The organism is Maccoyibacter intestinihominis (genome assembly GCF_040096355.1).
GTDB classification, from domain to species: Bacteria; Bacillota; Clostridia; order Lachnospirales; family Lachnospiraceae; genus Maccoyibacter; species Maccoyibacter intestinihominis.
The window spans coordinates 63,381-75,389 of sequence record NZ_JBBMEX010000015.1; the positions used below are offsets into that span (position 1 = coordinate 63,381).

At 40.1% G+C, this 12,009-nt stretch carries 14 protein-coding genes and 2 pseudogenes; 3 read left to right on the forward strand and 13 right to left on the reverse strand.

The features are described from left to right. The first annotated feature begins 18 nt into the window (after positions 1-18). Together WMO43_RS12835 and WMO43_RS12840 are read left to right on the forward strand one after the other, a co-directional pair. Positions 19-390: a TnpV protein gene (locus WMO43_RS12835; RefSeq protein ID WP_353531454.1), complete on the forward strand. Its 372-nt coding sequence runs from the start codon at positions 19-21 to the stop codon at positions 388-390. Positions 391-522: 132 nt separating this feature from the next. After that, positions 523-975: a response regulator transcription factor gene (locus tag WMO43_RS12840; protein ID WP_353531455.1), complete on the forward strand. Its 453-nt coding sequence runs from the start codon at positions 523-525 to the stop codon at positions 973-975. Positions 976-1,284: 309 nt separating this feature from the next. On the opposite strand, the pseudogene WMO43_RS12845 reads toward WMO43_RS12840, so the two are convergent. The 4 genes and pseudogenes from WMO43_RS12845 to WMO43_RS12860 all read right to left on the reverse strand — a co-directional run. After that, positions 1,285-1,479: pseudogene (locus tag WMO43_RS12845) on the reverse strand (LysR family transcriptional regulator); the annotation flags it as partial. Positions 1,480-1,557: 78 nt separating this feature from the next. After that, on the reverse strand, positions 1,558-2,772 hold the full coding sequence (locus WMO43_RS12850; protein WP_008116575.1) for an ATP-binding protein: 1,215 nt from the start codon (positions 2,770-2,772) through the stop codon (positions 1,558-1,560). Between the two features lie 412 nt (positions 2,773-3,184). Then, complete coding sequence (locus tag WMO43_RS12855) at positions 3,185-3,616, reverse strand: hypothetical protein (protein WP_226948375.1); 432 nt, start codon at positions 3,614-3,616, stop codon at positions 3,185-3,187. A 158-nt stretch (positions 3,617-3,774) separates the two neighbouring features. Further along, the gene (locus WMO43_RS12860; protein WP_171029228.1) at positions 3,775-4,530 is read right to left on the reverse strand and encodes a DUF6033 family protein; all 756 of its coding nucleotides are present in this window, start codon (positions 4,528-4,530) and stop codon (positions 3,775-3,777) included. A 263-nt stretch (positions 4,531-4,793) separates the two neighbouring features. Between WMO43_RS12860 and WMO43_RS12865 the strand changes: the two genes are divergently transcribed. After that, positions 4,794-5,066: a hypothetical protein gene (locus WMO43_RS12865; protein WP_055303361.1), complete on the forward strand. Its 273-nt coding sequence runs from the start codon at positions 4,794-4,796 to the stop codon at positions 5,064-5,066. 111 nt (positions 5,067-5,177) lie between these two features. On the opposite strand, the gene WMO43_RS12870 is transcribed toward WMO43_RS12865, so the two are convergent. The 9 genes and pseudogenes from WMO43_RS12870 to WMO43_RS12910 all read right to left on the reverse strand — a co-directional run. Beyond that, positions 5,178-5,372, reverse strand: coding sequence for an iron dependent repressor, metal binding and dimerization domain protein (locus WMO43_RS12870; RefSeq protein WP_118142279.1), 195 nt, complete (start codon positions 5,370-5,372; stop codon positions 5,178-5,180). A 3-nt stretch (positions 5,373-5,375) separates the two neighbouring features. Beyond that, positions 5,376-7,118, reverse strand: coding sequence for an amino acid ABC transporter ATP-binding/permease protein (locus WMO43_RS12875; RefSeq protein ID WP_012740517.1), 1,743 nt, complete (start codon positions 7,116-7,118; stop codon positions 5,376-5,378). Then, positions 7,118-8,857: an ABC transporter ATP-binding protein/permease gene (locus WMO43_RS12880; protein ID WP_154267577.1), complete on the reverse strand. Its 1,740-nt coding sequence runs from the start codon at positions 8,855-8,857 to the stop codon at positions 7,118-7,120. Before WMO43_RS12880 ends, WMO43_RS12875 begins: the two co-directional genes overlap by 1 nt. Before the next feature lie 10 nt (positions 8,858-8,867). Beyond that, positions 8,868-9,206: a nitrous oxide-stimulated promoter family protein gene (locus WMO43_RS12885; protein ID WP_117527746.1), complete on the reverse strand. Its 339-nt coding sequence runs from the start codon at positions 9,204-9,206 to the stop codon at positions 8,868-8,870. A 1-nt stretch (position 9,207) separates the two neighbouring features. Further along, a complete protein-coding gene (locus WMO43_RS12890; protein WP_330417239.1) occupies positions 9,208-9,393 on the reverse strand; it encodes a hypothetical protein in 186 nt (61 codons plus the stop codon). Between the two features lie 132 nt (positions 9,394-9,525). After that, entirely contained in the window at positions 9,526-9,744 is a 219-nt protein-coding gene (locus WMO43_RS12895) for a response regulator (protein WP_262575290.1), read from the reverse strand. Between the two features lie 55 nt (positions 9,745-9,799). Next, on the reverse strand, positions 9,800-10,393 hold the full coding sequence (locus WMO43_RS12900) for a type IV toxin-antitoxin system AbiEi family antitoxin domain-containing protein (protein ID WP_154267578.1): 594 nt from the start codon (positions 10,391-10,393) through the stop codon (positions 9,800-9,802). An 88-nt stretch (positions 10,394-10,481) separates the two neighbouring features. After that, positions 10,482-11,192 carry a DUF6040 family protein gene (locus WMO43_RS12905; protein WP_353531457.1) on the reverse strand — a complete coding sequence of 237 codons (711 nt, stop codon included), beginning with the start codon at positions 11,190-11,192 and terminating at the stop codon, positions 10,482-10,484. Beyond that, positions 11,170-12,009 (reverse strand): annotated as a pseudogene (locus tag WMO43_RS12910) (MobA/MobL family protein); the annotation flags it as partial. The gene WMO43_RS12905 and the pseudogene WMO43_RS12910, both read right to left, overlap by 23 nt.

A 12,009-nucleotide genomic window follows, 5' to 3' on the forward strand; every position in this document is an offset into this window, starting at 1 on the left:
TTCAAGGAGGAATAACACATGAAAAGCACATTTGAAAAAATGGGTGGAACCTACACACTTGGCGCAGACGGAATTTACTATCCGAATCTTGTCAGTACAGATGAAGAACCGCATTATGGGAAATATGGAATGATGCGAAAGACATATCTTAAAGAGCATCGTCCGGCAATGTATTCTCTGTATATGTTGGAAGACAGGCTGACAGCACATCTGAATGCTGTGGATGATGAAGCACACGAGAGAATGGATGTTCTGGTGCGTCAGATGATGGAGAAGCAAGGCGTTACAGAAGAATTGAAAGCTCGTGATCAGATGGCGTGGGTTGGAGTTGTAAATAACATCCGGAATGCAGCGGAAGAGATTGTGTTAAAAGAATTAGTGTATATTTAAAGCGTGGAAAGCTCCTTCGGGAGCTTTTTGCTGTTTATAAGATAATTTCTGTCGGAAAATTTGATTTAATGATTTGATTTATAAAACTGGCAATGATACAATTAGCGTAATTTGAAAGAAAGCGGAGAAAATATGAGTGAAAACTTACTGATTGTTGAAGATGACAAAAAATTAAATGATGGAATACGTCTCGCATTGAAGAATGATTCCTATTTCTTTTATCAGTGCCAGACTTTGCAGGAGGCTAGAGAAATCTTGAAAAAGGAAGATATCACATTGGTTTTATTAGATGTGAACTTGCCGGATGGGAATGGGATTGATTTTGTAAGAGAAATAAGGAAAAACAGTCAGGTGCCGATTATCCTGCTTACAGTAAATAACATGGAAGTAGATATCGTAACAGGATTGGACGCTGGGGCAAATGATTATATTACGAAACCGTTTAGTTTGATGGTTTTGCGTGCAAGAGTGTCTGTGCAGCTTAGAAGTAAAGATGCAGTAGCTAAGAATTCTATGGAGCTTGATGGATTCGAGTTCTATTTCGATAAACTTGAATTGAGATTTCATATATTCCAAGGGATTTAATAACTGTTATATTTTATTATCAAATATCTCTCAATCCCTTGAAAACACAAAGTTTATCGCAGGTGAGCTTTCCCTTATTGTTTCCCTTGCGTTATATCGTCCCACCAGTGTTTACGAACTCTGATAAGGGCAAAAACAAGGGCAAGAAAATTATATAAAACAGTATAACACAAAATAAAAGTGACATTGTGAACTGATTGAAATGCTTCTATATTTTTATTGGTTTAAAGGAGACACAACATGAATACCATTTACGCAGAATACAACATGTACCACAACAGCATTGACATTTATACAATATTTATTGTGTCAGGCACCATTGTTTTCAAACTGCATAACATCATCCGGCGGATTCAGAGCATACAAAAGTCCATACGGCGAGCTGTATTCCCATTTCACTGGGATACTGACAAGCGCCGGGTGGACATCCTGCCAACATTCCAGTATTAAGAGAACATTCCCGGTTTCTATACAGCGGTTAAATACAGACATATCATAATATTTATTGTGTCAGGCACCATTGTTTTTTCATTCTCAGCATTGGAAGAACTTCTGCATATCTTCTGGTGAAAGAAGAACATTTCAGTTCCATTCCTCTGCCAGCAGGAAGTCACGAATATTGCGGTGTTTGATTCCATCTCGGCTCATATCCAGTTCGTCCATCGTTACAACGTATTTCGGGAAATTGTCACGAACACCGGCAAACGCCCCAAACTCACGCTGGATGGTTTCCTCCGAGGCAAGTAGATAGGAAACCTGAACATACAGCTTTTTCCCATGATCTTCACATACGAAGTCAATCTCCTTGTCAGAGACTTTCCCAACAGTCACAGAATAACCACGGCGCAGCAGCTCCATGTAGACAACATTTTCAAGGACAAGGTTAATGTCCTTCATGTTGCCACCGTACACGGCTTCCCGGACACCATGATCTGCAACATAGTATTTCTCGTTGACGGTCAGGATTTTCTTTCCCTGGAGGTCTTGGCGCTTCACCTGATAAAACAGGAATGCGTCCGTGCAGGCTTTGATGTAGTTCAGTACCGTTTCTGGTGAAACGGAGCGCCCTTCACTTTTCAGATACTTGGAAATGGCTGTGGAAGAAAAGGTAGTGCCGATGTTGGAAGTTATATAAGCAATAATTCTCTCCAGCATATCCACATCACGGATATTGTTTCGCTTGATAATATCTTTCAGCTCTACGGAGTTGAACAAGTCCCGCAAATACTGACGACTGGCGGCATCGTCGTAGCGAAGGTTGCTCAAATAGGGCATTCCTCCCAGCGTCAGATATTTTGTAAAGCATTGTCTTTCGTCTGCACCTTCGTAAACGGTGTGATACAGCTCCATAAACTCTCTGAATGAAAACGGGTAAATCACGAACTCCACATACCGTCCGGCAAGATAAGTGGCAAGCTCACCGGAAAGCAGCTTGGCGTTGGAACCGGTAATGTATATATCACAATCCAGCTCCACCCGGAAAGAGTTGATACATTTTTCCCAATCAGCCACCTCTTGGATTTCGTCGAAGAACAGATAAACCTTGCCACTGATTTCTTTTGTTCTGCGAAGGATTTCATCATGCAATGCAACAGCCGTACAAAGGTGTGCATTGCTCATGTTCTCAAAATTCAGGGAAATAAACTGTTCTGGTTGGACCCCGTTTTGGGCAAGTTCCTCTTGGATCAGGCTCAGCATGACAGATTTTCCACTACGGCGAATCCCTGTCAGAACCTTTATCAGCTCATTTCCGATAAAAGGACGGATACGGCTCATATAAATTTCTCGTTTAATCATGTAGACCAGCCTCCCTTCTGAAACTGTCTATATGGTACCACGGCTATAACTGATTTTCAATACCGCAAATCCAGTTTTATCAGATATAATTGATAAAATACGAATTTCGACACAATCAGGCAGTTATACCGAGCGAAGTTTGGCTATGCGTTTTTATTGTGTCAGGCACCATTGTTTCATATTGAAATATAGTGTCTCTGTGCATGTTCTATATACCTCTGATTATATAATATTCAATTTATATAATCTCTCAAATGCTTTTTTATCAAAGTCTGCTTCTGTAATATATAGCTTTCTATCGCTATCAATGTCATTCTAACTCAATAGTCATATCAATTATACAATTAAAAGCAAAGATGCTGCTAACTGAATAACAACATCTTTGCTTGTTTAGAATGGGGATTATAAAATTTTAATGATAGTATACTGTGACATAAATATTTTTTAATGTTGCTGCTGCAACAGTTCCCGTTGAATACCTTGTAGATTCAAATTGAACATAATAATTTCCAACAGGGCTTAAATTATAATTGCCAAAATCTGCAAAAGTAAGAGAACTATTCCAACTTTTGCTGTCTGTATATCTGTCAAATGTGCCATCTCCATTATCCTCATCTTTAGCAACAAATAATTCGATGTTTCCACTACTTCCACTACTTTTTGTGGATGTAACCACTATTTTACTGATTGTGGAGCCTGACGGAACAGATGTGCTGCTGATTGTAAAAGAACCAAGAGCGGAAGTTGCCACTGTATCATTTGTTCCAAAAAAGGAATTTAACATTCCAACAGAATGTCGTGATGATCCAGAAGTTAATGCTGTCGGAGTTATTTCAAATGTCATTGTTTTCTCCGTCTCCGAATAATTTTCCTGAGTTTCTGCCGCAAAAGCTGTGACATTCATTGTAAAAAGCATGACAACACATACAATAATAGAAAAAAAACGTTTTCTCATAATGAATCTACCTCCATACTTTATGTAATCATCCCCATCTAAATATACTAAATTGAAAAATCAAATCTTCCACCGATTTTATTATCCTCTGGTTTGATAGAATTCCATTCAATATTTTTAATTTTATCCAAAAGTTCATCTTTTGAATTTGCTTGAACAGTAGCTTTTTTTACTTCAATTTGCTTTAATTGTTCCTTTTTCTTCGCCTCTTTCTTCTCCGCAGCTTTCTTTTCCTGAATTTTTTCAAGATATTCTTTCTGACTAGCTGATGTTTTTTCTAATTGAGCAAAGAATGTTGTAGTTCCATCACTATTAAAAGAAATACCAAACTTTGTTATTTTTGTATCAGTATCTGCACTGTTTTCTATTCCGTTTGTCTTACCAAATGCTCTTTCAAATCCAAACTGAGCATTGATTTCATCCGACATACGCAAAGCACCTTCAATACTATGCATCTTTTCAGCATAATATTTGGGATCGGATGCCATCTTCTCCATTTCTTCCTTTGAGAAAATAACCGTAAACTCTTTATCACTTTGTGCTAAAATATCTTTAGCATTATCACCATTTTCAAAATCTGCAACCATAAAGTCCATATCTGTTCTTGAGCCACGCATATCTTTAAGCATTTTTTGTGCCTCTTTACTTAGATTTTTTTCGGCTATACTTTCTGTCACATTTTTCTTGACCTTATCATTTTCTGTTGTTTTCGCTGTTTCTTTTTTCTTATCTACTGTACCTGCCTTGTAGGTATTCTGATAACTTCCATAAACAGTACCCGTTGTATTCACATTCATTGACATATCCTTTGTCCTCCTTCTCTGAATCCGTTCTTTATTATTTATTGTTTCTAATATTATATATCGGCTTTATTCCGAAAACTATAATCCTCCCTGTTATTTTTATCCCATGATTATTGAAAATCTAAAATTTGAAATTCACTCTTAAATCAGATTATGCATTAAATATTATTGCTATTGACAAACCACCTAAATATGAATTAAAAGATACTTCTTGCTCAACAGAAAAAAGCAGCCTATTGCAAGTTTATTGTGTCAGGCACCAATTGTTCCAATGCAATTTCGGCATTTTTATCGCAAACGAAGCGGCAGAAGAAAACCTGAAAAAGAAACGGGATGGCAGCAACAAGTATCTCTATGAACTTGACTTTTCTTCAGCATTAAAAACAGCCAGAAAGTTCTTCATGCGCAGGGATTCTGGAAGGCACATCGATATTATCCGGCTGATGATGAAATATGTCCACGCAGTGAAAGACAGGTTCCGGCAGTTTCAACGGCCTCTCCGTGGAATCAGCGCAATTCATTTTGGATATCGGTAAGTTCTGCAACTGAATATCCTTCTTTTTGGCAGATGGACAGCATCTGTCTTTTTGGCATACCTGTTTTTGGCTTTTTGAGTTCAAAATATCGGATATTTGACAACAACTGAGCTATCGAACAAAACTTCGAACAACTGACTTAATGGCATTGCCATTGTTTTTCCATTTGTTCCTTTGATGAATCTTCTTTTTTATCTTCTTCACCAGTTCCTGAATCTTCTGGAAAGATTCTTCGCTGATTGTATGTTCCATCCGGCATGCATCATGATTTGCAGTTTCTGGAGATACCCTATCAGTTCTAAGAATTTATTAAGAAATTCTGCCGTTCTCCATTTCATATACTACATCGGCCACGTTCATTGTGGATACTCTGTGGGATACCAGGACAACCGTTTTCTTCTTGGCCGATTCTTTCAATGATTTTAAAATGATTCCCTCGTTTAAAGAGTCGAGGTTCGATGTAGGCTCATCGAGCAGGATCAGAGGGCATTCATGGAGAAATGCTCTTGCAATTCCGATTCTCTGTTTTTCACCACCGGACAGCGTATCACCCAGTTCTCCGACTTCTGTATCATATCCTTTCGGAAGTGTCATTATGAAATCGTGGATAGACGCTTTCTTTGCAGCTTCCATAATCTCTTCTCTGGATGCTCCCGGCTTTGCGATTGCGATATTGTTTGCAATCGAATCATGGAACAGGTGCGTTTCCTGTGTGACATAACTTTCCATATCTCTCAAATGCTTGGTCGGAATCTTGCGGACATCTGTACCGTCTACCGATACACTTCCATCCTGCACATCCCAGAACCGCATCAGCAGTTTTAAGAGCGTAGATTTTCCGGAGCCGCTCGCACCATGAATCCCTGTGATTTTACCCGGCTGTAATTTCAGTGAATAGTTATCTAAAATAACCTCATTATCATAAGCAAATGTTACATGCTCTGCCTCTGCTCCTGTAAATTCATGTTCCATGCTCTCTGCACCGGAAGTTTCCACGTCACCCGGAATTTCTTCCACAAGCGGTGTCTCTTCCAGAAGAGAAAGAACACGCTCACCACTTGCCAGTGTCTGGTTCAGGTTATTGGAAAGGCTTGATAATGCTACTACCGGTCCGAAAGAACCCATCATTGCGATGGTGCAGGTTAAGATTCCCTCGAATCCCATCGCACCTTTGTCGTACAGCCAGATCGTCAGTGCAAGCATTCCAAAAGATGCAAGCAGGATAACCATGTTCGTAAATGAACGCTGTGAGCCTTCCATTTTGCTTAATGACTCCTGCATTCCTGCAAGATTTTTGGAATGCTCAGACATCTGCTCTTTTCTCTTTTCACCCTGTCCGTACTGGATGGTCTCGTCCAGTCCACGTAAAGAATCCAGAACAAAACTGTTCAGTTCTCCGAAGTTTGTCCGAAATTCCATTCCCTTCTGGCTTCCACGTTTTCCATTCCACATCGGGATGACAACACCGACAATCAGATAAGCTACCAGAGCAATCACTCCTGCCAGCCAGTGATATCTTCCGATAAAAATCACCATAATAATTGAGGTCAGCGTTGCAATCGCAATCGGAGAAATGGTATGTGCATAGAACACTTCCAGTAATTCGATATCGGTTGTAATAATCGAGATCAGATTTCCCTTATCCCGTCCTTCCAATTTTGCAGGGCAGAGCTTTCTCAGTGCCGCAAACACTTTGTGACGGATGATTGCCAACAACTTAAATGCGATAAAATGATTACAATACTGTTCCACATAATGCAGGATTCCACGAAGCACTGCAATTACGATCATGACTGTAATAATCGTTTTTACTGGAGTAAATACCCGCCACATATTGTCCACCGGAACAATCATTCCGGCTACTCCTGTCAGAAGACCATGCATGATAACCTGTCCTGCCAGTATCGTCAGGAAGATTGCACATAAATAACCCAATGTTCCAAGGATGATTGCTGCCAGCATGATATGGAGCAAGGGTTTTACCAGACCAATCAGACTTCCCATGATCTGGATGGCACTTCTGCGTTTTGTTGTATTCGTATTTTCACTCATTATGCCATTCCTCCTTTTCCATAGTTTTCCAGTGCCATCTGGCTTTCATACAGATGTCTGTACGCACCATTCTGGCTCATCAGTTCGTCATGCTTTCCGCTTTCTTTGATTTCTCCGTCTTTTAAGAAATAGATCTTGTCAGACTTCACGACATTTGCCAGTCTGTGGGAGATCAGAAGTACCGTCTTTGTCTTTGCCAGTTCGTGAATCACATTCATGATTAGTTCTTCACTTTCTACATCGATATTGGATGCAGCTTCATCAAAAATATAAACCGCACTGTCTGTCCGAAGCAATGCTCTGGCAATTACCAGTCTCTGACACTGACCGCCGGACAGGTTGCTTGCTTTTTCCAACAACTGTGTCTGCAAGCCATCCTGTGTTTGTAAGAACCCTAAGAGATTCACTTTCTGAAGGACAGCTTCCATCTCTTCTTTCGTTGCGTCCGGTTTTGCCATCTTCAGATTTTCTTCTACTGTACCTTTGAACAGGTAGCTGTTATGGCGAACCAGAACAACCCTCTGCATCAGATTGGTTTCATTCACTTCATTAAGCGGTACGCCACCGATGATGATTTCTCCGTTATATCCCCGGTTCTTTGCTGCAAGGATTCCGGCAATCGTACTCTTACCACATCCGGATTCACCAACCAGTGATACAAAACTTCCTGCCGGAAGATTTAAGCCTATTCCTTTTAAAATCTCTCTGTCCTCTTCATAAGAAAAGTGCACATCTTTTAATGTAACATCTAACGCTCCATCCGGCAGTGTTTTTTCTCCAGCCTGTGGTTCCGGCAAATCTAAAATTTTGAAAATCTTATCACTCGCTGCCATACCATTCATTGCGATATGGAAGAATGAACCAAGCAGTCTGAGCGGCAGGAAAAACTCGCTGGCAAGCAGAACGATACATAACGTTCCTGCTACACTGATATTTCCTTTTAAGAATTCAGATACCGCAACCGCCATACCGATCGCAGCTCCACCATACGCCACAATATCCATCACGCTGGTTGAATTGAGCTGCATGGTCAGCACCTTCATCGTAATCTTACGAAAGTTCTGGGATTCCACATCCATCTCGTCTGCTTTCTGCTGGTCTGCCTGATAAATCTTCAATGTGGTAAGTCCCTGTAAATTCTCAAGGAACGAATCTCCCAGTCCAGTATAGATGCTCCAATACTTATTCAGTAATTTCTTTGCAATCTTCTGTACCACCACGATAGAAATCGGGATCAGCGGTACACAAATCAGCAGGATCACACTCGCTTTCAGGCTCACTCTGCAAAGAATGATAAATAAGGTCAGTGGTGCGATCAGGCTGTAAAATAATTGTGGAAGATATTTTCCAAAGTATGTTTCCAACTGCTCCACACCCTCAGTTGACACCTGTACGACCTCCGAAGAGGATACCTGCTCACTGTAGGAAGCTCCCAGCTTTAACATTTTCTCATAAATCTTTTCACGCAGAATCCGCTTTACATCCACACACGCCAGATAGGAAGACCTTGCTCCCATCCGTTCACAGATAAATCGGATCACCACAACCAGAACTAAAATCAGTATTGTCCGCTCAATGATCGGTACGGTTACTGCCCGGTATACTACCCGTTCCAGTAAATCTGCGATAGAAAAGACTGCCAATACCTGCGACAGGAGGGCTGCCCACTGCCACAAAATCGTATACACGATATACTTTTTTGCGTGGGACAACAGCCCCACCAGTCTTGTTTTAATCATAAGTAACTCCTTACTTTTTCTTCTCTTTGTTGCTACACACCAGATGCCAGATAGCAAGCACCGGATGATACAACAGCATCCTTGGTCCTGAAAACCGCATAACCTGCCTGATCTGTTCTCTCATCTCCGGCTTATAACAATGTACCTTACAATTCGCACAAAACGTCTTTTCTTCCATGAATGGACACTTTTGACTTCTTTGTTTTGCATAATCCGAAAGTTTTTGACAGTCAGGACACATCTGCCCTTCCTGTCTTTTTTCTTTCGGATGTTTTTTTCGGCAATACAGCCGGATCATCTCTTCCACGACATACTGTTCTTTCTGCCGTTTCTTTTCTACTTTGTCCATCTTACTCTACGCTTTCTGCCATTTCAGCTTCAGGCTTTTCTGTCTTAACTCTTAAGAAGAAGTATAACAGGTGGCATACCCACACAACTGCGATACAGATTCTTCCGATTGGTACATTCTTCACGCAGATAAAGCCGATTGCCATGACTACCGTTACCATTCCTGTCGTGTGAGTTCCATGTGCCAATTTCTATCATATTCAGACATCAATTTCAATGTAATTCACATTTTATGACTCTATTCGCAACCATATTGGATTGCACTTTCAATTTGCAACTGTTTTCGATTGCGCTTTTACAGGAAGCTGTGATTTATTGTGTCAGGCACCATTGTTTTTTAATATCTCACTTACATCAAATCCAGTTCCATCCGGAAGCTGCATATCTATAATTGCCAGGTCAAACTTATAATGTTCAATTAAACTTCTGGCATCTTTTATACGTGTGGCATGATTTGTTTCATAACCTTCTGACTCAAGTGCATACAGAATCCCCGAAGCAATCATTGTGTCATCTTCCAACAAAAGTATTCTGCTCATGAATTATAGTCCTTTCGTTATCGTTATAAGATATTTGCCTTGCTGTTGTTATCATCTAAAGTAATACCTCCAAATATGGTCTTAATATCTTTTCAACATGAAACATGGATGCATATTTCATAAGTGTCCTCAAATTTTTATCTTTGCGTCTGGCATATTGCTTTAAGGCATCCTGAAAGACCTGCATTTCTATATTGTTCCTGCTGCGAAGCAGATCACAAATTGTCCTCTCCATATCATAAACCGGAACTGAATGCCCAAATGGTGTCTGCATAATCGTAATCCCTGTTTCATGTAAATCCTTTTTAACTGTATACACTTGAAAACCGTCTTCCTGCAAACGGCTCGGATTATACCCGGTTCTTACAGTTATAGTATATTTCAAAGGCTCTCTGTTTGTTAAATCGTGGAAAAACAATGCAGTTTCATGAGAAAACACAGCCTGACTACAACGTAAATGCAAAATATACATCGCATCTGTCCATGTATCTGGTGATACATACACACCATGAGCAGCTTGGTCCAATCCTCGTTCTTTTACATAAGAATAAAATACAGGCTTACTAATTCCATTATCTATAACTTGAAAGGTCTGAATTATTCCTCCATATTCATTCAGCAATAAATCTAATTGTTCAAATTGAGTCATACGCATTCTCCTTTCATGCTAATATGATAATATATATTAGCACGAAAGTAAAGGCATATAGTACCAATAAAATATCGGTATTTTTGTTTTAATGATATCCCCTTGTTTCTCGCCATCCCTTTACATACCACCTGATTCCAACATATACCAGTTGCACGAATAATAAGAGAAATAGCAGATTGATTGGCAATGTTGTCTTTATCCACTTCCCAAAGTAGATAGCTGTTGCCATGCTTATAAGTATTACCATTATGGTAATCATATCCCAACAGCACTTCTTATATAACTCTGCAATCTTTATCTCTATAAATGCTACAAGTATTCCAGCACCCACCAAACATCCACCGCAGATCAGTATTCTTATCAGCCAATATACAATTCCGGCAACGACAGGATTGGATATTCCATCACTAATCTGTGCCACGTTCTTTCCTGCCAGTACAACCCAGCCAGCAATGGTCTGTGTGAAAGTTGCGATTGTATCAAAGAATACCACGCAATCAGAAATAAATATTTTTGACCTTATCATCTGAAAAAGAGTAGTTGATACGGAATACCATATCAGCAGAAACATCAATGCTTCATACATGGCTGTTTTTGTTTTATATCTGCCTGCCAGTTTTTCCCTCTGCATATCATACTTTTCCTTAGCTTTCAGATAAGCTGTCTGTTTACAATTCCCGCACTTTTGATAGAGTACCGGCTTTTCAACCGGTATCTCTACTTTTTTCTGATGGGAGAGTGCATAATCCCGTTCCTGTTCTGCCTGTCTCTGCTTATCTCGACATTCCTCTATCATGGCTTGGACGGTGTGTGTTTTCTCTTTCTCGCTCTGCAACAATTCTTTTGTTTTCCTCAAGTCGTTCTTTAAGGCTTGAATGTTCTCTGTTTTGTTCTCGCTGTTTAACTTCTCGTTCAAGGTCAGCGATTCGTCGAGCTGCACTTTCAGTTCCCTGATAGTCCGGTCTTTCTGGTCGAGTTCTTCCTGCATCTGCTCTGTCAGCAGAAGCAACTCTTCCAGTTGATCGTCGCTCTTTGAGTTTCTTAATTCGTTCATCAATCAACCTTCCTTTCTCTAATTGCTGTTCAAGTTCAGTAATTCGCTGTTCTGTTTCTGCAATAGCCGGTTCTCGCTGTTTAATTTCTGTGCCAATTCCTGCCATTGCTGATTTTCGTCTGTGAGTTTCTGTATCTGGTCTGTCTTTTCTTCCAGAAGCATCAACAGTTCTTCTGTATCCGGTAAGATTTGTAGCAGCTCTGACAATTCTTTCTCTAATTGCTGCAATCGTTCTTCCTGCTCCTGAAAGCACATCAGCTTCTCGTCCTTTTCCTGTATCTCCTGAAGCATCTCTGCCATGATATTCTGCTGTTCCTCTATCTGTGTAATCATTGCTTCCATCATGGGAATTACTTCTTTGCTTTCTTCTAATGTCATTCAACCACTCCCTCCACATCGACAATGCACCGGATACCTTACCAAAGGTTGCAATTACCTTTTGCAGCAGTGCATTTTGTTTTTTTATCATCTGGTTTTCCTCGACCTTCCATGAACCTTTCCTTATCTGTCCGGTGAGATATTTTTCGTCAATCTTTCTTGCATCCGCACCCTCATGAAT